This window comes from Rhodoferax ferrireducens (genome assembly GCF_003347515.1).
In the GTDB taxonomy this organism is placed as follows: Bacteria; Pseudomonadota; Gammaproteobacteria; order Burkholderiales; family Burkholderiaceae_C; genus Rhodoferax.
Genome location: NZ_QEII01000314.1, coordinates 47,248 through 73,606 on the forward strand (window position 1 = coordinate 47,248; position 26,359 = coordinate 73,606).

Sequence of the window (26,359 nt, forward strand, 5' to 3'; positions counted from 1 at the left end):
TTTGATAGCGGCTTGCGCAGGTAGGACGGGGGCTAGAGCCTGTTTTTAGTGTGAATTTAGAAGGCCTGATCCGGCTTGCTTCGACTCAAAGCTGCGAATCTCGGTCAGCGCCTCGCTCAGGCTCATTTCGCTGGTCTCCATCAGCTTGCCGACCAGGTGCTCGGTCAGCGGCTTGAGCCGGGCCAGCACGGTCTTGGTCTCAAGGTAGAGCCGCTCGCTCTGGGCTTCCATGATGGAGCGCGTCTCCGCATCCAACTCGCGGCCAACGCCCTGGCGGTCCTTGTTGAGCGCCCCAAAGTTCAGGCGGGTCTTGCGGTACATGCCCATCTCGCCCACCGCGTGATGCAGCAACTGCGTCACGCGGGTGATGTCGTTGTGGGCGCCGTTGGTCGTGCCTTCCTCGCCAAAGAACAGTTCCTCATTGGCCATGCCGCCCAGCAGCACGCGCACATCGTGTTCCATGTCGCTCTTGGTCTTGAGCAGGTTGACGCCCTGCTTGTGGAACACAAAGCCCAGTGCGTTGGTGCGTGGGTTGGCCTTGAGCGAAATCTTGATGGTCTTCATGTTGGCCAGGACCTGCGCCCAGTCGCTGTTGGGCAGCTGGCGTTCGTGCTCCAGGTCCACCAGGAAATGGCCCCATTCGTGCACGGCAATGATGCGGCGGTCGCGCTCTCGCTCCTGGGTGGTGTGGATGTTGACGTTGCCCACCAGCACGCGCTCGGCGGCCTGCATCAGGGTCTCGGCATCGATCATGCTGCCCGCCTGCACGGCCGTGATGCCCGCCTGGTTGACGATGGTTTCCAGATCGGCCGGGCTGCAGCCCTCGGTCACGTCCACCACATGGTGCAGGTCGAGATGGGGCAGCACCTTGTCGGCGCGCTGAAGCAGGTAGTGGCCGATGATGGCCAGGCGCTCTTCCCCATTCGGCATGCGAAAGTCCACCTTCATCTGAAAGCGCCGCAGCATGGCCTCGTCCATCTGCATGGTTTCGCTGTTGAAGTTGCTGGCCACGATCCAGATGATCTCGGCTTCGTTCTTGCTGCGCACGCCATCGAGCACGGACAGCAGTGTGTTGGCCGTGTCGTCGTCGAATTTGCGGCGACCGCCGCGCTTCATGAACAGGTCCTGCGCCTCGTCCAGGAAGACGATGCAGCGCTTGCGCCGCTGGGCCATGGCCACGATGCGGCCGAGTGTGGTCGCGCCGCCGGCCACGTAGCCTGTTTCCAGGTTGGCCGCCGAGTGGAACAGGATCGGCAGATTCAGCTCCTTGGCCAGGTAGCTGGCCAGCTTGGTCTTGCCGGTACCCGCCGGGCCACTGAACATCACATTGAAGGGCTTGTTGATGCCGTACTCGGCATACTCGGCGCGGCGCAGATATTGGTCCTTGATTTGCGCCACCTCGGCCTTGATGTCGTCCATGCCCACCAGGTCGTCGATGGAGCCTTGCACCTGCGTCGGCTCAAGGAACTTGAGCGACTTGTGCTGGCTCTTGAGCTGGATATACAAAAAGGCCAGCACGCCGAGCGTCAGCGCCGCCGACAAGCCGCCGCTCAGGCCGGCCTTCCAGCCCGCTTTCTCGGACTGCGGGCGGGCATCGGCAAAGCGCTGGTCCAGGCGCTCGAACACCGCCAGGCTGGCGGGCGAGAGCTCTGCCCGTGGAACAAAGTTCAGCTTGCTACCCCAAGGGGCGGTGACGGCTTTGTCGGTGAAGATTTTGGTCTCCATATCGCTTGGATAGTACGCGTGCTGTTTGCCCTGTGACTCAATAAGGACAATGCGCTCCGACACGTTCCACAGCAGGGGCTCATAGACCACTGTGATGCGCTCGACCGGGTTCGTTTCCAGAAAGTTCAGCACCGATCCGCTGCCCAAGACCACGGGCAGCTTGTCGTTGAGTGCCCACATTCCCTCGCCCGCCGTGCCCGCCACGGCCATGGCCTTGACCTGCTCGGCGAGGGCGGCCTGCTTGCGCAGAAGCGTGAACGAATAGATGGCGCTGACCGGAATCAGCACGGCGATGACCAGCACGGTCAGCTTGACGGCCATCGACTGGATCACGAACCAGTCCTGCAGCCGGCTGGCGGCTTTTTTGAGGGTGGGCCACGAGCCGGTTGGGGCCGCGGTTGAGGTTGAGTCCAACGCGGGGTCACCGGGTTTCGATAAATCTGACATGACAGTCCTTCGTGGCGGGCGCCCCGTTTGATACAAGCGATACAAGCCGCATGGGTTCGGCCGCCATGCTACGCTTAGATTTATCGGCCTGGAAGCCGTGCCGCCAAAATGCCGGCATCAAGACGCTCACGACCCGTGCCATTCCAAGAAACCCCATGTTCAAGCTCTTCCCATGACACTGACGTTACGAGACAAGGCGCGACTGTGGCGCAGCCCCTTGTTACCAGATGCTGAACTGCTGACAGCGGAGTACTACGCGCAGGAGTTTGCGCCGCATTGGCATGAGGGGTTTTCGATTCCGGTCATCCACACGGGTGCGCAGAGTTACCGTTATCGGGGCGCGCTTTGCATCGCCGGGACGGGCTGCATTGCGGCGATCAATCCGGGTGAAATTCATACCGGTCAACGTGCCACCGATAAGGGCTGGGCCTATCGCGCGTTTTATCCGTCCGTGGCCTGGATGCAGGGCCTGGCGTCGGATGTGGCGGGCCACCCGGTCGACGTGCCATGGCTTCCAGACGATGCGATTGCCGATGTCGAGGTGGCTGGCAAGTTGGAGTTTGCCCACCGGCTGCTCGAAGACGGGGCCGATACTCTGGCCGCTGAGTCCGCGCTGACCGGCGCGTTTGCCTTGTTGTTGTCACGTTATGCGCGCATCCAGATGCAAGCGCGGCCTCTGCACCCGGATGCCGTGCGGGTGGCGTGCATGAAGGCCAGGTTGGCCGATGATTTGACCGAACCGATCAGCCTGTCGGCGCTGGCCGCTGCGGTCGACTTGTCGCCGTTTTATGCGGCGCGTTTGTTCTCTCGCACCGTGGGCATGCCGCCCCATGCGTGGCGCAACCAATTTCGCCTCAGTCTCGCGCAAGGCTTGTTGCGGCAGGGCTTGTCGGTGACGGAGGTGGCCGCCATGCAGGGCTTTGCGGATCAAAGCCATTTCACGCGCCACTTCAAGCGGGCCTTTGGCATCACGCCGGGCCGCTGGCAAGTTTGACCAGCGCAAGAACGTACAAGCGCATATCAGGCGATCTGCCTAAGATTCCTCTCAGTTTGTTTGACAGGAGTTTTCATGACGCAGTCTTCTGCATTGGCCAGCTTCATGGCGGGCGCTCGGGATACCGTTCCGATGTTGGTTGGCGCCGCGCCCTTCGGCATCATTTTTGGCGCCCTGGCTGGCACCACGCAGCTGGCGCCATGGCAAGGGCAAATGATGTCGCTCGGTGTGTTTGCCGGGTCGAGTCAGTTCATTGCCATTGGGCTGATGGCGGGGCTGGCCGGCGCCATGGTGATCTGGCTTGCCACCTTCATCGTGAACCTGCGCCACATGCTGTACGCGGCAGCCCTGTTGCCGCATGTGCGTCATTTGCCCGGTCGCTGGCGCTGGGTGCTCGGCTTTTTGCTGACCGATGAAACCTTTGCGGTCATGGACAGCTACTACCGCAAGCACCCGCATGCGCCCTTGGGGCACTGGTATTTTCTGGGCTCGGGTTTGTCGATGTATGCCAACTGGCAATGCGGGACCCTGGTGGGGCTGTTGTTTGGCGCGGTTTTTCCCCAATTGCAAACACTGGGCCTGGACTTCGCGATGGTGGCGACTTTCATCTCTATCGTGGTGCCGCAAGTGGTTCGTTTGCCCCATTTCTCCGCCGCCGTGGCGGCCGCAAGCGTGGCGTATCTGCTGAAGGACGTGCCGTTCAAGCTGGGCTTGCTGGCGGCCGTCGTGGTCGGCGTTGCCATTGGCGTGCTGCTGACCAGACTGCGCACACCCGCTTCGACGCAAGGGGGCATGGCATGAGCGTTACCGTCACCATCATCGGCATGGCGGTGATCACATTCGTGATCAAGGCGCTGGTCTTTATTTTGGGTGACCGGGTGGTTTTTTCGCCCACCTTGAAGCAGGCGCTGGGCTTTGTTCCTGTCACCGTGCTCACCGCGATCATTGTGCCGATGGTGCTGGCACCGCACGGTCAAGGCTTGGAGTTGAGCTGGCGAAATCCGCAGCTGGTGGCGGCACTCGTTGCGGTGGCGGTGTGCGCCGTGACGCGGCACCGGCTGCTGACCATCATGGTCGGCATGACCGTGTTTTTTGGGTGGCAGTTTTTTTATGGGGCGACAATCTAGCCCCAACGCCTATGGCGAAACCTCCCCTATCACCACATTGAAGAGCCGCAACATGACCCAAGACTTGAACCCCAAAAACGAAGTGAAGACCCCGGCGCTGTGCGATTCGTGCGCCGGCATCCAGCGCAACTGGCGCGGCGCCCCCGGCCATCCCGAGCTGATGCAAGGCGTTAACCGCAAAGAGCCGCGCAGCCACGGCCAGGTCACCGTCACCAAGTACCGCTGTGAACGCTGCGGCACGGCGTGGGAGTACGAGAACAACAAGGTCAACTTGCACGCGGGTTGGTCGGTGGTGGGCTGATAGACGGCGCTCCGCAGACCTCTTCAATTCAACTCACCGCCATGTCCATCACCCTGGACACCCTGCGCCGCTACGCGGTGGCGCGCTCCCTGTTCACGCCCACCACCCTGGCCCGCGCCATCCAGCGTCTGGGCTTTGTGCAGGCCGACCCGATCCGCGCACCGGCGCGTGCGCAAGACCTGACCTTGCGCCACCGCGTCAAGGGCTACTGCGCGGGCGATCTGGAGCGGCGTTACGCCAGGCTCGACATTGAGGAGGACTTCTTCGTCAACTACGGCTTTTTGCCGCGCGCCACGCAGGCGTTGATGCACCCGCGCACGCCGCGCACGGCGTGGCCCCCGGCCCGCTGGGCGCAGGCCCATGCCGTGCTGGACTTTGTGCGGACACACGGGGTGGTGCACCCGCGCGAGGTGGACGCGCACTTTGCCCATGGCGCGGCACGCAACTGGTTTGGTGGTTCCTCCAATGCCAGCACGCAGCTGCTGGACGACATGCACCACCGCGGCCTGCTGCGCATTGCCGCGCGCGTGAGTGGCGTGCGCACCTACGTCGCCTGCGAGCCACGGGAGCCCTCGGGGCCGCTGGTCGATCCCGCCCAGACCATGGACGCGCTGGTCGATGTGATCGTGGGCAAGTACGCGCCCTTGCCTGAACGCTCGCTCGGCGAACTGATCAGCCACCTGCGCGGCGGTGCCCCGCAGTGGGCCGATCAACGCCAGGCGGCGTTCCGGCGCGCCAAGCTGAGGCTGGCCTCCATCAAGGTGGATGGCGTTGTCTGGTATTGGCCTGCGGATGAGTCACCGGTATCACGCCGGCCTGTGCCCGGCGCCGTGGTGCGCTTGCTGGCACCGTTTGACCCGGTGGTCTGGGACCGCCGGCGCTTCGAGCTTTTGTGGGGCTGGGCCTATCGTTTCGAGGCCTACACGCCCGCCGCCAAACGGGTGCGGGGCTACTACGCGCTGCCGCTGTTGTGGCGCGATCAAGTCATCGGCTGGGGCAATGTGACGGTGAGCGGTGAGCTGCTCAAGGTCGATCTGGGCTATGTGTCCGGCACCGCGCCGCGCGAAGCCGGTTTTGCGCATGCCCTGGCGGATGAATTGGCGCGGCTGCGCACCTTTCTCGCCTTGCCGGCGCTTTGAACGGTGCGCTGGATGGCCTTGATTTACTCCTGATTAGATAGCTGTCTACGCAGGAGATACAAGGGCTAGAGCCCGATTTATTTTAAATCGCTGTTCAAATCGCGCCAAGGTGCGGCAAGTGCTGCTCAAGCATCTCTTGCACGGTGTCGGCCTGCAGCACATCACGGCGGCGCTTCATGGCTTCGCGCTCGGTTTGGGTGGACATCCATCGCTTGAATGCGACAAACGTCGCGGGGTGGACTGTGTTCATGCGCGCCATGGTGCCATTGCTGGCCACGATCACGGCCGAGAATCCGGGCGAATCCAGCAACATATTGGCACGGCGCGCCTGGACTACCCAAAAGTCTTCGTCCTCAGCGCCGAGTTTGATCGGGTGCGGATCGTCCCCGGTACGCTCCCGGCGGATGATGTCCACTTCAAAGCCGTCTTTGTTGACGGCGGTGTATTTTTGGCTTTTGCGGATGCGAAATGAGCTGTCCACCTTTTTCAAGACGCCGAGCATGGAGCTGTCCACGCGCGCCAACTGGGTGGAAAAGATGATGTGTTTGCGTGTGTCCCCCAGCAGGTCGATGTCACGTGTCGCCAATGCCTCGGCGTCCAGACGAACCCCGGCGGCGGCCTCGTAGGCATACAGCGCGTGGGTTCCCACCACCCGAAAATGCTCACTCAGTTTGGTGCTCGCCAAACGGTTCAGCAAGGCGATGACAAGCGGGTCCACCCGGCCCACGCGCAGGGCGCGGTTGAGCCGCTGTTGTTGTACGAGGGCCGCCTGCAGGCCGGCTACCCGCTCGGCGCTTTCACGCTTTCTTTGCGTGAATCGGGCGTAGATGGCATCAAGTTCCGCAGTGCGTGCGCCCAGGCTGGTCTCGGCACCAGCGGGCGTGGTTCGCACCAGGTATTTGGAGTCGGGTGATGTGGGCGGGCCCGCATGCCAGTACATGCCGCCACGAACATGGGCCGCCTCTTCCAATGCCTCTTCCAGGGCTTCGAAGACCGAGACTGCATCGATGTATTGACGCGAAATGGTTGCACTTGTTTCTAACATTTCGGCATATTAGTATAAATTTCATTTTTATGCCGAATATTAATATAAAACAACGACTTACGCTTTCTATTGTCTTGCCTGATTGAGGCCAACTGGCGTTCGCATTCGGGTGTGCGAGCTGAATGGACTTTCATCGCGCCAGCCCAGCTGACGCCGATAAACTTCGGAGCTTCACCTTCCTGGAGTTGCCCCATGCTTTTGATAACCCGCCGCACTGCGGCCCTGGCGCTGTGTCTGGCCGCCAATCTCTGCCTGGCCCAGGCCGTGGCCCCGCCGGCATCCAGCGTGCGCTTGCGTGGCACGGTGCAAAGCGTGGCGCCCGGCCTGCTGACCGTGAAGGCGCGTGGCGGCGAAGTCATTGAGCTGGTGATGCCTGACAAGCTGGCCGTCCCGTCGGGTCGCACGCTGCGCCTGAAATACAAGGACGGCGAACGGGCGATTGTGGTTCCGCCGGATGCGCCCATCGTGACCTTCCGGCCCGGCGACCGCAGCCTGCTGGTGCCCGGCGCCAGCGTGTCGCTGACGGCGCAGGTGACGGATGGCAAGCCCACCATTTCGCGCATCAGCGCTGGTCGCAACGGCTTTGCGTTGCCCTACTGAAGACGTCGCGCCCGGGGCCACAGCCTGAAGGCCAGCGCCAGCAGCAGCACCACGATCGGCAGCACATAGACCGGTGACATCGGAATGCGCTTGCCGAAAGTGATCACGAAACTGATCCATAGGTAGTACATGCCGGCCAGGTGCAGCCGCTGCCAGGCGGGCCGCCCGAGCCAGGCGGCTGTGGCGTCGAACGAGGTGGCCGCGAGTACGGCGATGAAGCCGTAGGCGATGCCGCCCGAGATGAAATTGCCCACGCTGCTCGCCTGGTGAAAGGCGACCGGATCGAGCTGGGCGAAGGTGGCGATGGCCAGCGCGTGAATGGTGTGCGACACCGCGAAGCCCAGTCCCAGGTAGCGCCGGTTGCGCACTTGCCAGCGCGTCCACGCGCCTGGCCACTGGCGTGCCGCGGCCGAGGCCGTGAACGCCAGCAGAAACAGCAGCAGGGAGGTGCGCGCGGTCACGCGGATCAGGCGGCGCACGCCTTCCACGCTCGGGTCCAGCGCCAGCACGGCGGCGGCCAGCAGCAACAGGCCCAGGCTTAGAAAACCCAGCAGGCGCCAGCCTTGTGGCGTCTGGCTGGAAGGTAGGGTATGTGCGGTGTTCATTCGTGACTCCAATAAAAAATGAAAATACGTGACTGCAATGTGATCGGAGATTACATTTCTGGGTGAATACCGTCCAACCCCCACACAAGGTGCTTACATGGTCTTGCCCCGATCCGCCCCTGGCGCCATGCCGCGCACCTACCACCACGGCAACCTCCGCCAAGCCCTGGTGGAGGCCGCTCTCGAACTGGCCCAGCAAAACGGCCCCGAGCGTGTGAGCGTGCGCGAGGCGGCGCGCCGCCTGGGCGTGTCGCCAGCGGCGCCGTTTCGCCACTTCCCGAACCGCCGTGCGCTGATGACCGCCGTGGCCGAAGAAGCCGCTGAGCGGCTGCGCATCGAGGTGCGCAAGTCTTTGGGCGGAGAAAAAGGTGGCGGGCTCGCACGCTTGCACGCGGTGGGGCGGGGCTACCTGCAGTGGGCACGGCGCCACCCCGCGCATTTCAGGATCGTTTCGGCGCGCGACCAGATCGACCTCGAAGGCTCAGCGGCCCTGCGTCACAACATTGAAGAGGTGCGCGAGGTGACCGTGCAGGCACTGCAAGCGGCGCAGGCGCAAGGGCAGATCGCCAGGCACCACGACGCGTCGGCGCTGGCCTTGCTGGCGCGGGCCACGGTTTATGGGTTGGCGCGCATGGATCTTGATGGCCACTTCGGGCAGTGGGGCGTGGCGCCGGCCGCAGTGCCGGCGGCCATGGACGCGACGCTGGACTTGCTGATCACCCTGCTGGCTGGCGCGGCAGATCCTGCCACCGCTGCAACAAGTTAAGCCAGCGGCAGGTAGATGTCAGACAGCAGTTGCGCCGGTGGCGTGTCGCGCGGATTGTTCAGGTATTCCTCGAACACCGGGCTGTCCGCTGCCTCAAAGCCTGACTGCACCAGCCATTGTCCGTACAGCCACTGGTAGGCCGCGCGCATGGTGGCATAGGGACCCTGGTGGCGCAGCACGGCGCACAGGCCACCGCCCAGGGTGAAGGGTTCCAGCGGCGGCTGGGGCGCACCGCCTGCAGGCAGACTCAGGCCCGCGCGCGATTGCAGCTGCGCTTCCGGCACGGCAAAGGGGTCGTCGTAGTACACCGCCATCCAGCGCATGTCGGGGCGCGCCAGGCCTTGCGCAGCCATGCGGGCGTAGGCCATCTCAAACGCCTTGCCGATCTGCATATACGAGCCGCGGTGCGAAATGCCGGCCAATTGCTCCTGGGGCACCTGCCGCAATTCAACCGTGTAACCCGCCGTCGCCACGGGCTGCATCTGACCTTGCAGAAACGCTACGTGGCTGCCCTCGGCCCGGTAGCGCGTCGGGCTTGTGCCATACAGGCCGCTGAAGGCGCGCGTGAACGATTGCGCGTTGGGGTAGCCGCATTTGCGCGCCACTTGCGCCACCGGCAGGCTGGTGTTGGCCAGATAACCGGTGCCACGGTGCAAGCGCAGGCGCCGCACCGTGGCGGCAATGGTCTCGCCATACAGCGCCTGGTACACGCGATGCCAGTGGAAGGCCGACAGGTGCGCCACTTGGGCCAGGCGGTTCAGGTCCAGCTCCTCGGCCAAATGGTCGTGAATGTAGGCCGTGACGCGGCTGAGTCGTTCCTGGTAGTCGGTCCAGCTGTGGCTTTTGTTCATGGCTGCGGGGCAGAGGGGCTCAGGCCTATCGAGATGGTGATGTCGCCACTGGCGCGGTACTGCTCGTATTCTGCGACAAAGGTCTTGGCCAGCTCAGTGCGCGCCCAGATCGCTTGCCATGCGGCGCCGACCAGATCAAAACGGCCCTTTTCCACGCCAAACACCACGCGTGGCGAAGCCGGCACCACCACGCGCACCATACCTGCGGGCACCGGTGCGTCGGCCGGCACGGCGGCGCCGATGACCAGCGAGTACAGGCCGGTGTTGTTGCTGCCCGCGTTCTCGAAATGGGTGTACACCGCGAAGACATCGTCACTGCGCCTGAAGCCGATGTTGGCCAGCACGCCTTCTTGGCCAAAGCGCTGCCAGTGCGGGGGAATCGTCTGCATCGCCTCGGCGTTGGAGGTGCGCAGCTCGATACCGACAACGGTGATGGCCTGCGCCAGCGCTTCAAAATGATGGGGAAATTGGGGGGTGCTCATGCTCTTGCTCCTGGTGGGTTGGACATGGCATGGAGTCTAGAAGCCGCGGCATGACAAATCTTGCGGAGTTGCGGGATGCGGGTGCGAGGGCCTGGTCAAGACCGTCCCCATTTCCAGGCCGATGATGCCGCCGCCAGAATCAGCATGCGTTTGGGCACTTCTTTCAATTCCAGTGCGCCGGTCGAATCAACCACGCGTGGAACTTCCGGCATGAAGGGCAGGCGCACGGCCTGGCTGCCGGCGGCGATGATGCAGTTCTTGAAGCCTATGGTCTGCGTCTTGCCGGTTTTTTCTTGCGCGCTGCCGGTGGTTTCCTCCACCTGCACCTGGTTGGGCGTGGGCGCGCCAAAGTCAACGCCGATGGCAGCCAGGTGATTGACCTCGTCCATCACGGCGGCCACATGCAGCAAGGCCTTGGACGGGGATGCAACCCATAGTCTGTGACTTGATGTAAGAAAAATGGGCAACTAAGCACATCGTTTTCACGCATCCAGGGACTGGCATCGCTGACGCCGACTTGATCGGGCAAGCGGCTGGATTGGTTCCTTTGTAATCTACCTTTCGTTACAACTGTCGGCAACATTTAATAAAACCATAAGAATTGGATCTTATCGTTCATCAACGTTTCCTATTTACAAAAACACAACTCATTGGAGGTTCGACTTGAAAATCCGTATCCTTGCTATTAGCGTCGCGCTAGCTGGCGTCAACGTCGCATGGGGAGCGATGAATGAACCTATCAAACCCATATCGGCCGCCAAGGTCACCGACCCGGCCCTGGTCGAACTCGGCAAAAAACTCTTCTTCGATCCGCGCCTGTCAAAATCCGGCTTCATTTCCTGCAATTCCTGCCACAACCTGTCAATGGGCGGCACCGACAACCTGAAGACCTCCATCGGCCACAACTGGAACCAGGGTCCGATCAATGCGCCCACGGTTCTCAACGCCAGCATGAACATCGCCCAGTTCTGGGACGGACGCGCCAAGGACTTGCAGGCGCAGGCGGGGGGCCCGATCGACAACCCAGGCGAAATGGGCTCGACTCATGTGCTTGCGGTCTCGGTGCTGCAATCGATTCCCGCGTATGTCGCCGACTTCAAGAAATCGTTTGGCACCGACAAAATCGCCATAGAACAAGTCACCAAAGCGATGGCCGCTTTCGAGGAAACCCTGGTCACGCCAAACGCCCGATTCGACAAGTGGCTGGAAGGCGACCAGAAGGCCTTGTCGGCGAATGAGCTGGCCGGCTACAAACTCTTCAAGGACAGTGGCTGCGTGGCCTGCCACAACGGCCCGGCCGTTGGCGGCAATTCCTACCAGAAGATGGGTGTCGTCACGCCTTACAAGACATCCAACCCCGCTGAAGGCCGATTCGCCGTCACCAGCAAGGATGCCGATCGCTTCAACTTCAAGGTACCGACCTTGCGCAACGTGGAAATGACCTACCCCTATTTCCACGATGGCGCCGCCAACACCTTGACAGAAGCCGTCGACACCATGGGTCGCATCCAGTTGGGCAAGAAGTTCACGGGCGATGAGAACACCAAGATCGTCGCCTTCCTGAAGACCCTCACCGGCGACCAGCCGAACTTCAAGCTGCCGGCGCTGCCGCCGTCTTCCGACACAACGCCAAAACCGCAACCGTTCGCGAAAAAGTAAGCGCCTCGCCCGCGAAAGGCGAGAGCCAATGGGGAGCAATGAGGACTGCTCCCTTTCCCATTTCTTAATTGTTATGAAGGAATATTATGAGCTTGAGCACTACCCCCAAACGTTACGGATCGCTGTCCATCGGGCTGCACTGGGTCATGCTGCTGCTGCTCGTAGCGGTGTATGCATGCATTGAACTGCGCGGCTATTACCCCAAAGGAAGCGATCCGCGCGAGGCCCTGAAAACCTGGCACTTCATGCTGGGCCTATCGGTTTTTGCACTGGTCGTGGTGCGCCTGGTAGCCCGGATGATGAGCACCACCCCGCCTATCGAGCCCAATCCGCCCAAGCTGCAGACGCTGTCGACCAAGCTAATGCACCTTGCACTCTATGCCCTCATGTTTGGCATGCCGCTGGCTGGCTGGCTGCTTCTCAGCGCGGCCGGAAAGCCGATCCCGTTCTTCGGCCTGCACCTGCCGGCGCTCATCAGCCAGAGCAAAGATACGGCGGAGTTCATCAAGGAAATCCATGAGACCGGTGGCACCGTCGGCTACTTTCTCATTGGTTTGCATGCCGTTGCCGCCTTGTATCACCACTATGTGGTGCGCGATAACACGCTGCTGCGGATGCTGCCGAGCCGCGCTTGAGTCAGCACAAGCGCCGATGACCTCTGCCGATGCGCTACAGCCAACGCCACCGCCACGGTGATTGGATCAGCAGAACCGCCAGGGCCAGGTCTTCATGGCTGCGGTCACGCCATGGCCCGAAGATTAAGCCGGCCCGCGCAACAAGGAGGGCATCATTTCGCTCAAGACCGTGACGCGCTAGCCAATCAAAGCCTCCGCCGTGATCTGCGCCCAGACCACCCGGCCCGGCGATGCAACGCAAGAGCGTGGTTTTTCCGGAACCAGAGTGGCCGAACAGCGCGCTCACACCGCGCGCGGGCAAGTCCAATCGGTCCTTTCCACCATACCCTGCTGCGCGCCAACCACCAGGCAATCGGAGCGCCCAGCAGCAACGGCTTGCGGTCGGCCGCGCACGCAGCCTGTCGGCGGCAAAACCGATGTGTAATACTGCCTGTAGATCAGCGCAGCGCCGTCACTTTCAGCGTCGAGCAAGCTGTTGAACTCGGGGTACTTCTTGAGTGCGACCACGCAAGCCTTGATCAGGAACGCGAGCATGGTGATCTTGATGCCGCTCTTCTCGTTCTCCTTGTTGGTCGAGACGCGAAACGCTTCCAGGTCGGTGATGTCTACATCGTCATGGTTTGTAACAGCTGGAATCAGGATGGCGTTGCACAGTAGATTGGCACCGCTGATCTTCTTGATGCGGCTGAGTTCCTTGCGCTCGATCGGTCCGAACTTGGCAAAGTCCACTTTCGGCCAGGGGATCAGGCCCGAGCCCGGTCCATCATTGCCTGAAGAGGCTGCAGCCGGCTTGGCTTGTTCTTTAGCAGCTACCGTTTGGATAGCGCCGCTCATCACCGGGCGTGTAAATGACTGCATATCGTGGTCGGTGATGCACCCTTTCATGCCTGTGCCTTTGCGAGGCCGGCACCACCACGCACACCATGCCTGCGGGCACCGGTGTGTCGGCCGGCACGGCGGTGCCGATAACCAGCGAGTACAGGCCGGTGTTGTTGCTGCCCGCGTTCTCGAAATGGGTGTACACCGCGAAGACATCGTCACTGCGTTTGGCGTCGATGTTCGCCTGCGCCAGCGCTTGTGACCATAATATTGAGCCGCACGCCACCCCACGCAACCTATGAAATCGGAGAACCGCCATGGCCTACACCTTGCTGATCGTCGAAGACCCTCACCAGCGCGACACCCGGACGCCCGCCGAAGGGCGTGCGGCGTATGACAGCATGGTGCAGTTCGCGGAGCAGCTCAAGGCCCGGGGCTTGTTGCTGGCGACCCAATCCTTAACCTCACACGCCGCCGCTACCCGTGTGCGGGTGCGCGATGGGCAATCACAGGTGCTGGACGGTCCGTTTACCGAGGCCAAGGAAATGGTGGGGGGCTTCTTTTTGCTCGATTGCAAGACCCAGGCGCAGGCCATTGCCATCGCCGCCGAATGCCCGGCGGCGCAGTGGTGCACGGTGGAGGTCAGGGAAGTAGGCCCCTGCTTCGTGTGATGCGGCCCTGGAACCGGGTGATCAGGGTTTTCACCTAGAGAGTAGTTGTCGAAATGGATGGCGCTGGTTCGTCGTGGAACTGAGGAATGCAATGACCGATCAACACCAGACCGGCCCATGGCGCCTCAACCCGCAACACACAAGGAGAGCCCATGCGATTCATGATTATTGTCAAAGCCACGCCGGACTCGGAGGCGGGCGTGATGCCACCCGACACGCTGCTGGCCGAGATGGCCGACTACCACGAGCAACTGGCCAAAGCCGGTGTGTTGCTCGATGGCTCGGGCTTGCAGCCCAGCGCCAAAGGGTGGCGCATCCGCTATGACGGCAAGAAGCCGGAGGAGCGCACGCTGATCGACGGCCCGTTTTCCGAGAGCAAGGAACTCATCGCCGGTTACACCCTGATTCAGGTGCGCACGCGCGCGGAAGCGCTGGAGTGGACGCGGCGTTTTCCCAACCCCTCGATCGATGGCAGGCAAGCCGAGATTGAAGTACGCCAATTGTTCGAGCTGGAAGATTTTGGCCCGAGCGAAGTCGTGGAGCGCTTTCGCGACATCGGCGTGGGTGCGTCTGCGCAAATTTCCAATCCCCCTCAACATTGAAACAAGGAGTCCTGATCATGTCCCAACCATCCGTCAAGCCCATTCCCGAGGGCATGCACACGTTGACACCGCACCTGGTCTGCGCCGGTGCGGCCGATGCCATCGAGTTCTACAAAAAAGCCTTTAACGCGGTTGAGGGCTATCGCCTGCCGGGGCCCGATGGCAAGCTCATGCATGGCAGCGTGGTGATTGGCGACTCCATGCTGATGCTGGTGGATGAAAATGCCGCGTGGGGCACGCTCGGACCCAAGAGCTTGAAAGGCTCGCCGGTGACGATTCACCTGTATGTGCCAGACGTCGATGCCGCCGTGGCCCAGGCCGTTGCTGCCGGTGCAACCGTCACCATGCCGGTCGCCGACATGTTTTGGGGCGATCGCTATGGCGTGCTGCAAGATCCTTTCGGCCACAACTGGTCGGTGGCGACGCATCAGCGGGATTTGAGCCCGCAAGAGATACAAGAGGCGATGCCCAAGATGGACACGATGAACAAGACGTGCACTTGAGCCGCTGCAGCCGTGGTGGCCAGCGTGACACAACAGTCGCTGGAGGCGATTTGGCGGATTGAGGGCGCCAGCATCATCGCGGCGGTGGCTCGCATGGTGCGCGACATCGGCCTGGCCGAAGAACTGGCGCAGGACGCCTTGGTCGCGGCGCTGGAACACTGGCCCGCTGACGGCGTGCCGCAGAATCCGGCCGCCTGGCTGATGACGACTGCCAGGAACCGGGCACTGGACCATTTGCGACGCGCCAGGATGCTGCTGGAGAAGCACGATCAGATCGGCCATGAGCTTGAGGCCCAGCAGGCTTTGTTCGTGCCCGATTTTGTGGATGCCCTGGATGCGGCCCGATCGGACCAGATCGGCGACGACTTGCTGCGCCTCATCTTCACGGCCTGCCACCCAGTGCTCTCGACCGAGGCGCGCGTTGCCTTGACCCTCAAGCTGCTTGGCGGCCTGAGCACCGCCGAGATCGCACGGGCCTGCCTGGTGCCAGAGCCCGCCGTCGCGCAACGCATCGTGCGCGCCAAGCGAACGCTGACCGAGGCGCATGTGCCGTTTGAACTGCTCCAGGGGGACGCCTTGAGACCGCGCCTGGGCTCGGTGCTGGAGGTGATTTACCTGATTTTCAACGAAGGCTATACCGCCACCCGTGGCGGCGAGTGGATGCGCCCGGCTCTCACCGACGAAGCCGTGCGCCTGGGGCGCGTGCTGGCCGGGCTGGCCCCCGGGGAAGCCGAAGTGCATGGACTGGTGGCGTTGATGGAGCTGCAGGCCTCGCGTGTCGCCGCACGCATTGACGCATCGGGCCGGCCCATACTGCTGCCCGATCAGGACCGCAGCCGGTGGGACCGGCTGCTCATTCGCCGCGGCCTTGCGGCATTGGAACGTGCTGAGTCGTTGGGCGGGACGCTGGGGCCTTATGCATTGCAGGCGGCCATTGCAGCCTGCCATGCCCGCGCCAACACGCACGCAGAAACCGACTGGCCGCGCATCGTCGCTATTTACGATGCCTTGGCGCAGGTGATGCCCTCACCCATCGTCGAGCTCAACCGTGCCGTCGCCGTAGGGATAGCTTTCGGCCCGGCTGCGGGGCTGGAGATCGTGGATTCTTTGTTGGCCCATCCACAATTGGCGCGTTACCAATGGTTACCCAGTGTGCGGGCCGACTTGCTCGCCAAGCTGGGTCGGCATGACGAAGCGCGGACAGAGTTTGAACGTGCGGCAGGGTTGGCGCAGAACGCGCAGGAACGCCAGCTGCTGCAGGAGCGTGCGCTGGCGCAGGCCCGTTACCGGTAGCGCGGATCGCTGGGCCGTGCGTCCCACGGATTGGGCACCCCATCGCCGTCACGGTCGCGGTCGTAGCGGTTCGGAACACCGTCGCGATCCTGGTCGCGCGTGCGCGGGCGGCTGGGCTGAGCCCGGCCGTCATCGCCGTAGCGGTACACGCCGCTGCCATAAACGGTGACCGGCGGCGCCACCTGCGCCCGAGATGGGCCATAGCCGCCATGCGGGGCCGGGTACACGGCGCAACCCGAGACACCGGCGGTGACCACCAAAACCAAAAGAAGTTTTTTCATGAAATGTCCTGACATCCGCCAATGACGGGCACATCCATTGGATGCGCGAAAGGTGTCTGGGAGGTGTCGGCTTGTGCAACAGGGGTGTCTGTTGGTTACCAAGTGTTGCGGTGCGAAACGCAGCAGGTGCCGGGTAAGGGGAACTATCGGCCATGGGCGGTGGTCGCACGACATAAGCAAAAAACTGGAGTATCGCTATGCAAATCGGCATGATCGGATTGGGGCGCATGGGCGCCAACATGACAACGCGGCTGCTGCGTTCAGGCCACGCCTGCGTCGTCCATGGCACGCACCCCGAGGTGGTCGAGCGCCTCGTCGCCCAAGGCGCCACCGGTGTGGCCTCGCTGACGCAGCAGGTCAAGACGCTGACGCAGCCGCGCGTGCTCTGGCTGATGGTGCCGGCGGCCGCCGTCGACGAGACGCTGGACAAACTGGTGCCGTTGCTCGACGCTGGCGACATCGTCATCGACGGCGGCAACTCCTGGTACCGCGACGACATCCGGCGCGCCACCGCCTTGCGGGCCTCGGGCCTGCACTATGTCGATGTGGGCACCAGTGGTGGCGTCGCCGGCCTGGCGCGCGGCTACTGCCTGATGATCGGCGGCGAGGTTGACGTCGTGCAGCACCTGACGCCGCTGTTCGCGGCGCTGGCGCCCGGGGCGGGCAGCGCCCCACCCACGCCGGGGCGCAAGCCCGACAGCGGCAGCGCCGACCAGGGCTACCTGCACTGCGGACCGCACGGTGCCGGGCACTTCGTCAAGATGGTCCACAACGGCATCGAGTACGGTGTCATGGCCGCCTACGCCGAGGGCCTGAACATCCTGCGCCACGCCAACATCGGCAAGCAGACTGGCGCGGTCGATGCCGAGACCACGCCCTTGCGCGAACCCGAGATGTACCAGTTTGAAATGGACCTGCCCGAGATCGCCGAGGTCTGGCGCCGGGGCAGCGTGATTGGCTCGTGGCTGCTCGACCTGACCGCCAGCGCGCTCGCCGCCAACCCGACGCTGGAAGGCTTGCAGGGCCGAGTCTCCGATTCCGGCGAAGGGCGCTGGACCATCCAGGCCGCCGTGGACGAAGGCGTGCCGGCGCCGGTGCTGAGCGCCGCGCTCTATGCCCGCTTCGGCTCGCGCGGCCAGGCCGACTTTGCCAACCGCGTGCAATCGGCAATGCGGCACGAATTCGGCGGCCATGTCGAGAAGGCTACGGACGAACCCAGGCCGGAGTCCTGAGATGGGTCTCGGGATGCCCGCCGATCTGGTGCGCGGCCAGTATGCCGGCTACCGCGACGAGCCGCGTGTTGCCAAGGACTCGGACGTCGAGACCTACTGCGATTTGTGGTGCCGGGTCTTGAAGGGAAGGGCTTTGGGCGAGCGGCGCACAATCAGGCCAGCAAGGGGGACCCTGAATGCATCGTAGATTCTTTTTAAGCGCAGTTCGTTGCCTGACATTGGCCGGGGTGGTTTGGGCGACCTTGCCGGGTGCCCAGGCCCAGCCTCGCTACACCGTGTCTGCCGAGCAACTGCAGCAGGCGGCAGCGCAGCGTTTCCCGCTGCGTTATCCGGTGGCGGGTCTGCTGAATCTGGACGTGCAGGCGCCGCGCCTGCGCCTGCTGCCCGAGCAAAACCGCCTGAGCGCCGAGATGGCGGTCGAGGCCGCCGGCCCGGCGCTGGAGCGCAGCCACGCGGGCACTTTCGAGATGGACTTTGCGTTGCGCTACGAGGCCAGCGACCGCACTATTCGCGCTCACCAGCTGCGCTTCAAGCGCCTGCGCTTTGCGGATCTGCAGCCGGCGGCGTCCGAGTTGCTCAACACCTACGGGCCAGCCTTGACCGAGCAGTCCTTGCACGAGGTGGTGGTGCACCAATTGCGTCCGCAGGACCTGGCGCTGGCCGATACCATGGGGCTGCAACCGGGCAGCATCACGGTGACGGACAAGGGCCTGGTGATTGGCTTTGTGGCCAAGCCGCTTTGAACGCGGACTGACCGAACTTAGCGGCGACGCGGATCGTGGGGTCGGCGATCGAAGCGGTTGGGAACGCCATCGTGGTCACGGTCGCGCATGCCGGGACGAGCGCGGTAGTAGCCTCGCGGGTAAACGTGAGGGGTGGCGCGAGGGTAGGCGTTCTGGTACACAACGCTGCCGTGAATGTACAGAGGCGGCGCCACCACGTAAGGCGCGCTCGGGCCATAAGTTTCATACGGGGCCGCCGGGTAAACCGCGCAACCCGACAGGCCGGCAACGGCCAAAACAAGTAGAAGCGTTTTCATGATGCGTCCTGACACCCGGCATGACAACACGCTGGGTGATTTGATTGGACTCGCCCGAAGTTTCGCGCGTATGTCGGCTTGTGGAGAAGGTGTATCTCCCGTTACCAAATGTCACATAAGTAGGCAGGCCGTTGACGCCCCGTTCAGTCCTGAAAATACCAATAGCCGGCATTCACCCAGGCGCTGAGCTGACGCGCAAACTCAGGGTCTTGCAAGCCGGTTTTCAGCATGGCATGGCTCAGGCTGTCGTTGTCGCACAGCACCCTGACCGTGGCCTGGAGCGCCGCGCCGAATTCAAAACGCTCGCCGTCGATGTGGCAAACCCCTTGTGTCACCGTCTCGTCCACATAAAAGCAGCGCAAGCCACCGGTTCGGAGCAGGTCTTGTTCCCTCAGGGTGTTGGCCATATCCGCCGCATCCAGGGGTTCCTCCAGGGCTTGCAGATCGAGTGCGCATTTGGTCCTGGACAGAAAGCTGCCGGCGAAATCCGCCATCAGGGCATCGTTGTCCAAAAGGCCTTGTAGCTGCGCTTTGATCATCGCGAAATCGCGCGCGTTGATCTGACCCTGATGCTGGTGAATCGGCCGCCCGGGGTCGCTCAAGAGCGCCTTTCCGAGCTCCTTGTCGATCACATGGTCGGCCAGCCCGCTGAGCATGTCGCAGGCCGATTTGCCGCGGAAACCGACCGAAAAACTCATCGACTTTTCCAGCGATACGCCGTCATGGGGGAAGCCCGGCGGGATGTACAAAATATCGCCGGGCAGCAGTTCGACGTCAATGATGGCCTCGAAGGGATCGGTATGCAGCAGCGCGGCATGGGCGGCAAATTGCCGGTGATCGCCCCGGTCGCCCACGCGCCAGTGGCGACGCCCGGAACCCTGGCAAATAAAAACGTCGTACAGGTCGATGTGCGGGCCGACACCGCCGCCGGGCGTGGCGTAGCTGATCATCACATCGTCGAAACGCCACTTCGGGATGAACGAAAAAGGCGGCACCAGCGCGGCCACCTCGGGCGACCAGTGGTTCACGGCCTGCACGACGAGCGTCCAGCCCTCGTCGCCAAAACGCGCATAGGACTCGAACGGACCGACCTCGGCCTGCCACTGGCCGGCGTCCTTGTAAACCAGGCGCGACTCCACCTCTTCCTCGCAGGCCAGCCCGGCCAGTTCATTGGGGCTGATCAAGTCCGCGAAGTGCTCAAAGCCCTGCCGGATGACCACCGGCTTTTGTTGCCAGTAATGCGCCATAAAGTGTTCCAGGGAGAAGTCAGCCAGGTTGAGTTTGAGCATTGCCGTCGAGTAGAAAGGTGAAGCGAATAGGAAATCGAGGCCTAGTGTCGGGGCTTATGGCCGTGGTTTGCAGCACCTTGACCGACAGCTTGCCAAGTTATTGTTTTCGATCAAGCATTCGCGCGGCGAAACGTCAGATTGATGCGGCGCCGGCCCAGCAGCGCATGCTCGCCGTCCGCCAGGGGGGCGACGCCGTGGTACGCCAGCCGCGCCGGCCCGCCCCAGACGACGACGTCGCCATGGCTGAGCCGGTAGCGCTGCGGACGCTCGCTGCGGCGCGGCGTGCCAAACAGAAACACCGCGGGCAGGCCCAGTGACAGCGAAACAATGGGGGCGGAAAAATCCTTCTCGTCCCGGTCCTGGTGGAGCGAGAGCTTGGCGCCGGGCGCGTACTCGTTGATGAGGCAGGCGTCGGGCCGGAACTGCGCGAAGCCGGCCTGCGCTGCCGCCCGTTGCGCCAGATCCAGGCAGCAGGCCGGCATGGCCGGCCAGGGCTGGCCCGAGAGCGGGTCCAGCGCGGCGTAGCGGTAGCCGTCCGGGTCTGACACCCAGCCGAGCGGGCCGCAGTTGCTCATGGCCACCGACGTGGTGTAGCCGCCGGGCGTGCGCATGTGGCGCAAGGGCGCCCTGGCGATGACCGCGTTGATGGCCTGCAGCAGGGCGGCATCGTCCGCCCGGGCAAAGCCATGCAGCAGCACGGCGCCGGGCGCCAGCAGCGTCTGCGCGGCCTCGCAGGACGGCGGCAAGTCATCAAAAAGATCGGCGGTCAAACGGTTTCCTGTGGCGTGTGTTGAGATCCTGCCATGCTACTGCGCATCATGAAAAATTACACCCAGTGTGTGGCGCTGGCCCGAGCGCAGCTGGCTCACGCCATGGCGCATATTGACCCGGTAAAAACCCTTGCTGCCCTGCACCGGTCGGTGGTGCACGGCAAAAATCACCGCATCGCCTTGCGCCAGCGGCACGACCTCGGGCCGGGACTGCATGCGCGGGCGCTGCTCGGTCAGCACAAACTCGCCACCGGTGAAATCTTCATGGGGCCGTGACAAGAGCACCGCCAGCTGCAGTGGAAACACATGTTCGCCGTACAAGTCCTGGTGCAGGCAGTTGTAGTCGCCCTCTGCATACTGCAACAGCAGCGGCGTCGGGCGGGTCTGGCCCGCCGCGTGGCAGCGCGCCAGAAAATCCGCATGTTCCGGCGGGAAACGCACATCAATGCCCATGGCCTCGTTCCATCGATTCGCCACGCCGACCAGCCGGGGGTACAGCGTGGCGCGAAGCGCTTGTACCAGCCCGGGCAGCGGGTAATTGAAGTACTGGTATTCACCGCGGCCAAAACTGTGTCGCGCCATCACCACCCGGCTGCGAAAGTGGCTAATCTGCGGGTAGAGCTTGACGAGGGACTCGCACTCGGCAGCGCTGAGCAGTTGCGCAAGCACCGCGCTGCCATGACTTTGCAGCGTTTCTGTGAGCGCTGTCCAGTCGGTATCCGACCGCAGGTGCGGCCCTGGCGGGGCTTCAAATACAGGGTTGGTGTTCATCGCTTCGAGTCTAGATCGACAGCGATGCCTTGTCTGGCCGGAAACGGACCCGCCCTTTTGCCCTTGCCGCTGTCGTGGCCTGCGCTGGACAGCCGCACCGTGCCCCCGACATAATTCAAAAGAACTCCTGACGCGACAAGAGAACCATCCATGCTGGCTAACGCGCAATCGCCTTGTGATGAAGGGATTATTCAGGCCCAGCGCAAGCTGGCGCGTGCTGCTTCAGCTGCATCCCAGCCATCTGCTCGGCCCGCTTCGGCCGGGGGAGAGACGTCCAGAAAAGGCTACGCCCTGGCCGCCACCGTGCTCGGCTCGTCCATGGCCTTCATCGACGGTTCCGTCGTCAACATCGCGCTGCCCGCGATTCAGCGTGACTTTGCCACTGGCGCCGGCGGCAATCTGGCGGCCATGCAGTGGATCATCAATGCTTATCTGCTGACACTGGGTTCGCTGGTACTGGTAGGTGGCTCGCTCGGGGATCGGTTCGGGCGCCGCCGCATGTTGATCACGGGCATTGCGATTTTTACCGCGGCCTCCGTGGCCTGCGGGCTGGCCTCGGGTGCGACGGCCTTGATTGCCGCGCGGGCGCTGCAGGGCGTGGGCGCGGCGCTGCTGGTGCCGGCCAGTCTGGCCATCATCGGCAATGTGTTTGACGGTGATGCCCGCGGCAAGGCGATTGGCACCTGGGCGGCGTGGGCCTCCATCACCGGCGCGGCCGGGCCGGTGATGGGTGGCTGGCTGGTGGATGCGGTGTCGTGGCGCGCCATCTTTTTCCTGAACCTGCCGCTGGCCGCGGCCACCGTCGGGCTGGCCTGGTATGCGGTGCCGGACAGCCGCGACCCCGATGCGCCACAGCAATTCGACTGGCTGGGCGTGCTGCTGGTGGCCAGCGGCCTGGGAGCCCTCACTTATGGGCTGACGCGGGTCCCCGAACTCGGCTGGCTCCACCCAAGCGTGTTGTGGCCCATGGTGCTGGGCGTCGTCACGCTGGCGGCTTTTGGCGTGGCGCAGGCGCGGGTGCGCGCGCCCATGATGCCGCCCGCCTTGTTCCGCTCACGCGATTTTGTCGGCGCCAATCTGCTGACCTTGCTGCTGTACTTTGCACTGAGCGGGGTGCTGTTTTTTCTGCCCTTTGTGCTGATTGGCGCTTTCAGTTATTCAGCCACTGCGGCCGGTGCCACGCTGCTGCCTTTCTCCCTCATGGTGGGCCTGCTGTCATCCACTGCCGGCAAAGCCATGGAGCATCTTGGCGCCCGGCGCATGCTGACTTGGGGTCCGGTGATTGCCGCCCTCGGCCTGGCGCTGATGGCGCTGCCAGGTGTCGGCTGGTCGTACTGGGCGGGTTTTTTCCCGGCTATGCTGGTGCTCGGCCTGGGCATGACGATTGCCATCGCGCCGCTCACCACCACGGTGATGAACGCGGTCTCAACGGCCCACGCCGGGGTCGCCTCGGGCGTCAACAATGCGGTGGCGCGTGTGGCGGGTTTGCTGGCCGTGGCCGTGCTCGGTGTGGTGTTTGCCCTGGCCCTGGGCGGCCCGCTGGCAGGCGCACCGGCCGCGATGCTGATCCATGCGTTTCGCTGGGTCGTGCTGGCCACCGTGTTGTGCGCGCTGGCCTCGGCGGCCTGCGCCGTGGTGTTCATAACGCCTTGTCAATCGCCTCGTGCAGGTGCTGCAGGCCAAATGAAACATCGGTGAGCAGGCCATTGACATAGAACGCCGGCGTGGCGCGCAGGCCCAGTTGCTGTCCGCTTTGCATATGCTCCTGCACGCGCTGCAGGTAGACGTGATCGTTCATCTCGTTTTGGTAGCGGGCCATGTCCAGGTCGAGCCGGCGGGCGTACTCCAGCAGGTGTTTTTCCTTCAGGTGCTGCTGGTGCTCGAACAGCAGGTCGTAATACGGCCAGAACTGGCCCTGAGCAGCAGCTGCCTCGGCCGCTTCGGCCGCCAGTTCGGCATCGGGATGGGCCTGGCGTTGCGGGTAGTGACGGTAGACAAAACGCAATTGGGGGCCGAAATGCGCGAGCATGATTTTCATCGCGGTATGCGCCTGCGCACAGGACGGGCATTGGAAGTCCCCGTATTCCACCAGCGTCACGCGGGCCGACGCGGGCCCCTGGACGTGTTCAATGGCTGCGTTGGGTTCGAACACAGATTTGGGCCTGGCATGCTTGTTCATGACAATCACCTCTGAAATGTGAACAGCACAGTATGCACCGCATGGCGCTTCCATGCAGCGCAGATCAGGGTACGCGGACTTCGTTTGCCTGTGGCTCCGGCTCGCTCGGTCCTGGTGTGACTAGTGGTTCAGACGCCGGTCCGGTCGGCGAACTTGCGGGTGGTGCCTGCGGCGTAACCGTAACTTCCGTCGGATCTAGGCGCTTCTCAGGTGGCAAGCCCGCCTCGGCGGGCGGCAGCGACTCCGTTGGGGCCGCTGGCGGTAACTCGGGTTCGGGCTCAGGCGTGGGGGCCGAGGCGGGGGCTGGCGCTGGCGCGGGTTGCGGCACCGGCTGGGGTTCGGGCGCCCGCCCGGTCTCTGGCGCTGGACCGAAAACGCTCTGACGCCAATCGCGCAGGCGGTCCCGCAGCAGACTGAAAAAGCCTGTGTCTTGCGGTGGCGCAAAACGGGCGCGCGAGTCGATGGCGCGCGCGCGCAGCGCCTGCACGGTGAAGTCGCCCACGATGGGCAGTGCACTGTGCGCGCCCTGGCCCCAATAGTCGCTGCGCAGGGTGACGCGGCCGTCGTTAAAGCCGACCCAGGCGCCCATCACCAGCTGCGGGTGCATCAGGATGAACCAGCCGTCGGTGTTGTCTTGCGTGGTGCCGGTTTTGCCGGCCAGGTCGGCGCGCAGCCCGTAGCGGCTGCGAATGGCGTTGCCCGTGCCCTTGTCCACCACGCCGCGCAGTGCGTCGAGCAGGGTGTAGTTGGCCTCGGCGGACAACGCAGGCTCGGGCGTTGCGGGGGCGAGCTCGGCCAGTACTTTGCCCTGGGCGTTTTCAATGCGCGTGACCAGCACCGGCTCCAGATAGGCGCCGGCGTTGGCGATGGTGGCGTAGGCACTGACCATCTCTTTCAGGCTGACCGGACTGGTGCCCAGCGCGAGCGAAGGCACGAGGTCGAGCTTGCTTTGGCGTACCCCCATGGCGCGGGCCAGTTTGGCAACCCGTTCCGGGCCGACGGCCTGCATGAGCTGGGCTGTGATGGTGTTTTTGGAATAGGCGAGGCCGTCGCGCAGGCTGATGGTTTGGCCGCTGGGTGGGGTGCCGTCGGTGGGGCGCCATACTTCGCCGCCCGGCATGGGGATTTCCACGGCCTGGTCGATGAAAGTGTCATCCGGGCTGGCCCCTTTGTCAAACGCGGCGCCGTAGACAAAAGGCTTGAAGGTGGAGCCGGGCTGGCGCCGCGCCTGCTGCACATGGTCAAACGGGTCTTGTGCGAAATCGCGGCTGCCGACCCAGGCGCGGATCTGGCCCGTGCGCGGGTCCAGCGCCATGAAGCCGGCCTGCAGCCGGGTTTTTTGCTCACGCAGATTGCGCATGAAGTCGACATCTTTCATGAGATTCTGCAAGGCCTTTTTGGCCGGCAGCCCGGCCTCCAGGGCGTTACGGTACTCGGGCGATTCGCGCACAAAAGCTTGCACCAGCGGGTTGCGCTCGCCCCAGACCGCGCGCGCTTGCCAGGCGGCATCGGCCACGCCCTGCAGTTGCCGGCCCTGGCGCGCCACCGCCTGGTTGGCCAGGTTTTGCAGGCGCGAGTCGAGGGTGGTGCGCACCACCAGGCCATCGGTGTAGAGGCTGTAGTCGTTGCGGTCGGCCCAGTCGATCAGCCATTTGCGCAGTTGCTGGGCGAAGTGGGGTGCTGGGCCGGCCGGCTCGGTCTGGCGTTCGAAGTCGACACGCAGCGGCCGTTTTTGCAGCGTCTCGAATTGGGCCGCATCGAGCTGTTCGCGCTTGACCATTTGCGCCAGCACGATGTTGCGGCGCTGCACGGCGCGTTCGGGGTTGAGCACCGGGTTGTAGTAGCTGGTGCCCTTGAGCATGCCGACCAGCGTGGCGCTCTCCAGCAGGTCGAGCTGGTCGGCCGATTTGTCGAAATAAGTGCGCGCCGCCATCTCGATGCCGACGGCGTTGTAGAGAAAGGGCACGGTATTGAGGTAGGTCTCCAGGATTTCACGCTTGGTGTAGAGGGCCTCGATCTTGAACGCGGTGATGGCTTCCTTGAGCTTGCGCGTGAGCGTGGGCGCGCGACCCACTTCCTCCGGGTACAGGTTGCGCGCCAGTTGCTGGGTGAGGGTGGAGCCGCCTTGCCGGTCCCCCGAAAAGGTGCTCAAGGCGGCCGCGCCGGTGCGCCGCCAGTCCAGGCCGTGGTGCTGGTAAAAGCGGTGGTCTTCGGTGGCGATCAGGGCCGCGACCACCGAGGGGGCGATCTGTTCCAGCGGCACCCAGTCGCGATTCGCCCACTTGTACTCGGCCAGCAGCTTGCCGTCCGCCGAGAGGATCTGCGCGGGCTGTTCCAGCCGGGCCTTGCGGATGTCGCTGATGCCGGGGGTGAAGGGAATCAGCGCCAGCACATACAGCAAGAACAGCGCCGGCACGGCGGCCAGCGTCCATACCACGACGCGCCGGCTGGGACGGTGAAGGTGATGCAGCCGCTCTGAGAGCAGGGGTTTGAGTTGGGACAGTTTGATCACGCAAGAACCAAGGACGAGGGGT

At 63.6% G+C, this 26,359-nt stretch carries 30 protein-coding genes and 3 pseudogenes; 17 read left to right on the plus strand and 16 right to left on the minus strand.

Annotated elements, in window-relative coordinates; all coding sequences use genetic code 11:
- Positions 1–45: 45 nt before the first annotated feature.
- Positions 46–2,172 carry an AAA family ATPase gene (locus C5P05_RS26360; RefSeq protein WP_114972832.1) on the minus strand — a complete coding sequence of 709 codons (2,127 nt, stop codon included), beginning with the start codon at positions 2,170–2,172 and terminating at the stop codon, positions 46–48.
- 172 nt (positions 2,173–2,344) lie between these two features.
- Here C5P05_RS26360 and C5P05_RS26365 point away from each other — a divergent pair, with 172 nt between their 5' ends.
- The 5 genes from C5P05_RS26365 to C5P05_RS26385 all read left to right on the plus strand — a co-directional run bounded on the left by C5P05_RS26365 (position 2,345) and on the right by C5P05_RS26385 (position 5,733).
- Positions 2,345–3,166: an AraC family transcriptional regulator gene (locus C5P05_RS26365; protein ID WP_114972833.1), complete on the plus strand. Its 822-nt coding sequence runs from the start codon at positions 2,345–2,347 to the stop codon at positions 3,164–3,166.
- Between the two features lie 75 nt (positions 3,167–3,241).
- Positions 3,242–3,967: an AzlC family ABC transporter permease gene (locus C5P05_RS26370; RefSeq protein WP_114972834.1), complete on the plus strand. Its 726-nt coding sequence runs from the start codon at positions 3,242–3,244 to the stop codon at positions 3,965–3,967.
- Entirely contained in the window at positions 3,964–4,293 is a 330-nt protein-coding gene (locus C5P05_RS26375; RefSeq protein ID WP_114972835.1) for an AzlD domain-containing protein, read from the plus strand. The genes C5P05_RS26370 and C5P05_RS26375 overlap by 4 nt, the downstream gene beginning before the upstream one ends.
- 52 nt (positions 4,294–4,345) lie before the next feature.
- A complete protein-coding gene (locus tag C5P05_RS26380) occupies positions 4,346–4,594 on the plus strand; it encodes a hypothetical protein (RefSeq protein WP_114972836.1) in 249 nt (82 codons plus the stop codon).
- 41 nt (positions 4,595–4,635) lie between these two features.
- Complete coding sequence (locus C5P05_RS26385) at positions 4,636–5,733, plus strand: DNA glycosylase AlkZ-like family protein (RefSeq protein ID WP_114972837.1); 1,098 nt, start codon at positions 4,636–4,638, stop codon at positions 5,731–5,733.
- A 94-nt stretch (positions 5,734–5,827) separates the two neighbouring features.
- Here the strand turns inward: C5P05_RS26385 and C5P05_RS26390 are convergent, their stop codons facing one another.
- Positions 5,828–6,778: a GSU2403 family nucleotidyltransferase fold protein gene (locus C5P05_RS26390; protein WP_114972838.1), complete on the minus strand. Its 951-nt coding sequence runs from the start codon at positions 6,776–6,778 to the stop codon at positions 5,828–5,830.
- A 192-nt stretch (positions 6,779–6,970) separates the two neighbouring features.
- Here C5P05_RS26390 and C5P05_RS26395 point away from each other — a divergent pair, with 192 nt between their 5' ends.
- Positions 6,971–7,378 (plus strand): hypothetical protein, encoded by a 408-nt coding sequence (locus tag C5P05_RS26395; protein WP_114972839.1) that lies wholly within the window; start codon positions 6,971–6,973, stop codon positions 7,376–7,378.
- Here the strand turns inward: C5P05_RS26395 and C5P05_RS26400 are convergent.
- Positions 7,372–7,983: a hypothetical protein gene (locus C5P05_RS26400; RefSeq protein ID WP_114972840.1), complete on the minus strand. Its 612-nt coding sequence runs from the start codon at positions 7,981–7,983 to the stop codon at positions 7,372–7,374. The two genes, C5P05_RS26395 and C5P05_RS26400, sit on opposite strands and share 7 nt — an antisense overlap.
- Before the next feature lie 97 nt (positions 7,984–8,080).
- Here C5P05_RS26400 and C5P05_RS26405 point away from each other — a divergent pair, with 97 nt between their 5' ends.
- Positions 8,081–8,749, plus strand: a complete 669-nt coding sequence (locus C5P05_RS26405; RefSeq protein ID WP_114972841.1) for a TetR/AcrR family transcriptional regulator — start codon at positions 8,081–8,083, stop codon at positions 8,747–8,749.
- Here the strand turns inward: C5P05_RS26405 and C5P05_RS26410 are convergent.
- The 3 genes and pseudogenes from C5P05_RS26410 to C5P05_RS26420 all read right to left on the minus strand — a co-directional run.
- Entirely contained in the window at positions 8,746–9,600 is an 855-nt protein-coding gene (locus C5P05_RS26410; protein WP_114972842.1) for an AraC family transcriptional regulator, read from the minus strand. The genes C5P05_RS26405 and C5P05_RS26410 overlap by 4 nt on opposite strands.
- Positions 9,597–10,082: a GyrI-like domain-containing protein gene (locus C5P05_RS26415; protein WP_114972843.1), complete on the minus strand. Its 486-nt coding sequence runs from the start codon at positions 10,080–10,082 to the stop codon at positions 9,597–9,599. The genes C5P05_RS26410 and C5P05_RS26415 overlap by 4 nt, the downstream gene beginning before the upstream one ends.
- 99 nt (positions 10,083–10,181) lie before the next feature.
- A pseudogene (locus tag C5P05_RS26420) lies at positions 10,182–10,504 on the minus strand (FAD-dependent oxidoreductase); the annotation flags it as partial.
- 304 nt (positions 10,505–10,808) lie between these two features.
- On the opposite strand from C5P05_RS26420, the gene C5P05_RS26425 reads away from it, so the two are divergent.
- A complete protein-coding gene (locus tag C5P05_RS26425; protein ID WP_232834671.1) occupies positions 10,809–11,741 on the plus strand; it encodes a cytochrome-c peroxidase in 933 nt (310 codons plus the stop codon).
- 86 nt (positions 11,742–11,827) lie between these two features.
- Positions 11,828–12,376 (plus strand): cytochrome b, encoded by a 549-nt coding sequence (locus tag C5P05_RS26430; protein WP_114972845.1) that lies wholly within the window; start codon positions 11,828–11,830, stop codon positions 12,374–12,376.
- Between the two features lie 223 nt (positions 12,377–12,599).
- On the opposite strand, the pseudogene C5P05_RS34725 reads toward C5P05_RS26430, so the two are convergent.
- The 3 genes and pseudogenes from C5P05_RS34725 to C5P05_RS34085 form a co-directional block, all read right to left on the minus strand.
- Positions 12,600–12,728, minus strand: a pseudogene (locus tag C5P05_RS34725) (ATP-binding cassette domain-containing protein); the annotation flags it as partial.
- 48 nt (positions 12,729–12,776) lie between these two features.
- Positions 12,777–13,273, minus strand: a pseudogene (locus tag C5P05_RS26440) (2-oxo acid dehydrogenase subunit E2); the annotation flags it as partial.
- Positions 13,179–13,514: a hypothetical protein gene (locus C5P05_RS34085; protein WP_198674885.1), complete on the minus strand. Its 336-nt coding sequence runs from the start codon at positions 13,512–13,514 to the stop codon at positions 13,179–13,181. The pseudogene C5P05_RS26440 and the gene C5P05_RS34085, both read right to left, overlap by 95 nt.
- Between C5P05_RS34085 and C5P05_RS26445 the strand changes: the two genes are divergently transcribed.
- The 4 genes from C5P05_RS26445 (at position 13,513) to C5P05_RS26460 (ending at position 16,264) form a co-directional block, all read left to right on the plus strand.
- The gene (locus C5P05_RS26445; RefSeq protein WP_114972846.1) at positions 13,513–13,866 is read left to right on the plus strand and encodes a YciI family protein; all 354 of its coding nucleotides are present in this window, start codon (positions 13,513–13,515) and stop codon (positions 13,864–13,866) included. The genes C5P05_RS34085 and C5P05_RS26445 overlap by 2 nt on opposite strands.
- A 152-nt stretch (positions 13,867–14,018) precedes the next feature.
- Positions 14,019–14,468, plus strand: a complete 450-nt coding sequence (locus C5P05_RS26450; protein ID WP_114972847.1) for a YciI family protein — start codon at positions 14,019–14,021, stop codon at positions 14,466–14,468.
- A 17-nt stretch (positions 14,469–14,485) separates the two neighbouring features.
- Positions 14,486–14,971 carry a VOC family protein gene (locus C5P05_RS26455; RefSeq protein ID WP_114972848.1) on the plus strand — a complete coding sequence of 162 codons (486 nt, stop codon included), beginning with the start codon at positions 14,486–14,488 and terminating at the stop codon, positions 14,969–14,971.
- Between the two features lie 24 nt (positions 14,972–14,995).
- Positions 14,996–16,264 carry an RNA polymerase sigma factor gene (locus C5P05_RS26460; RefSeq protein WP_420130777.1) on the plus strand — a complete coding sequence of 423 codons (1,269 nt, stop codon included), beginning with the start codon at positions 14,996–14,998 and terminating at the stop codon, positions 16,262–16,264.
- On the opposite strand, the gene C5P05_RS26465 is transcribed toward C5P05_RS26460, so the two are convergent.
- Entirely contained in the window at positions 16,255–16,545 is a 291-nt protein-coding gene (locus tag C5P05_RS26465) for a hypothetical protein (protein WP_114972850.1), read from the minus strand. The two genes, C5P05_RS26460 and C5P05_RS26465, sit on opposite strands and share 10 nt — an antisense overlap.
- Positions 16,546–16,742: 197 nt before the next feature.
- On the opposite strand from C5P05_RS26465, the gene gnd reads away from it, so the two are divergent.
- The 3 genes from gnd to C5P05_RS26480 are packed head-to-tail and all read left to right on the plus strand — an operon-like array spanning position 16,743 to position 18,520.
- Positions 16,743–17,777 (plus strand): phosphogluconate dehydrogenase (NAD(+)-dependent, decarboxylating), encoded by a 1,035-nt coding sequence (gene gnd / locus C5P05_RS26470; protein WP_114972851.1) that lies wholly within the window; start codon positions 16,743–16,745, stop codon positions 17,775–17,777.
- Between the two features lies 1 nt (position 17,778).
- On the plus strand, positions 17,779–17,964 hold the full coding sequence (locus C5P05_RS26475; protein WP_114972852.1) for a hypothetical protein: 186 nt from the start codon (positions 17,779–17,781) through the stop codon (positions 17,962–17,964).
- On the plus strand, positions 17,954–18,520 hold the full coding sequence (locus C5P05_RS26480) for a DUF1439 domain-containing protein (RefSeq protein ID WP_114972853.1): 567 nt from the start codon (positions 17,954–17,956) through the stop codon (positions 18,518–18,520). The genes C5P05_RS26475 and C5P05_RS26480 overlap by 11 nt, the downstream gene beginning before the upstream one ends.
- Before the next feature lie 17 nt (positions 18,521–18,537).
- Here the strand turns inward: C5P05_RS26480 and C5P05_RS26485 are convergent, their stop codons facing one another.
- The 4 genes from C5P05_RS26485 to C5P05_RS26500 all read right to left on the minus strand — a co-directional run bounded on the left by C5P05_RS26485 (position 18,538) and on the right by C5P05_RS26500 (position 21,646).
- Positions 18,538–18,816 (minus strand): hypothetical protein, encoded by a 279-nt coding sequence (locus C5P05_RS26485; protein ID WP_157979463.1) that lies wholly within the window; start codon positions 18,814–18,816, stop codon positions 18,538–18,540.
- 143 nt (positions 18,817–18,959) lie between these two features.
- Positions 18,960–20,105, minus strand: coding sequence for a cupin domain-containing protein (locus tag C5P05_RS26490; RefSeq protein WP_114972855.1), 1,146 nt, complete (start codon positions 20,103–20,105; stop codon positions 18,960–18,962).
- A gap of 110 nt (positions 20,106–20,215) precedes the next feature.
- Entirely contained in the window at positions 20,216–20,875 is a 660-nt protein-coding gene (gene alkB / locus C5P05_RS26495) for a DNA oxidative demethylase AlkB (RefSeq protein WP_114972856.1), read from the minus strand.
- Between the two features lie 36 nt (positions 20,876–20,911).
- Entirely contained in the window at positions 20,912–21,646 is a 735-nt protein-coding gene (locus tag C5P05_RS26500) for a 2OG-Fe(II) oxygenase (protein WP_114972857.1), read from the minus strand.
- 150 nt (positions 21,647–21,796) lie between these two features.
- Here C5P05_RS26500 and C5P05_RS26505 point away from each other — a divergent pair, with 150 nt between their 5' ends.
- Positions 21,797–23,344, plus strand: a complete 1,548-nt coding sequence (locus C5P05_RS26505; RefSeq protein ID WP_114972858.1) for an MFS transporter — start codon at positions 21,797–21,799, stop codon at positions 23,342–23,344.
- Here the strand turns inward: C5P05_RS26505 and C5P05_RS26510 are convergent.
- Both C5P05_RS26510 and C5P05_RS26515 read right to left on the minus strand, forming a co-directional pair.
- Complete coding sequence (locus C5P05_RS26510) at positions 23,286–23,825, minus strand: DsbA family protein (RefSeq protein WP_114972859.1); 540 nt, start codon at positions 23,823–23,825, stop codon at positions 23,286–23,288. The two genes, C5P05_RS26505 and C5P05_RS26510, sit on opposite strands and share 59 nt — an antisense overlap.
- A gap of 64 nt (positions 23,826–23,889) precedes the next feature.
- Positions 23,890–26,337, minus strand: a complete 2,448-nt coding sequence (locus tag C5P05_RS26515; protein WP_420130778.1) for a penicillin-binding protein 1A — start codon at positions 26,335–26,337, stop codon at positions 23,890–23,892.
- Between the last annotated feature and the right edge of the window lie 22 nt (positions 26,338–26,359).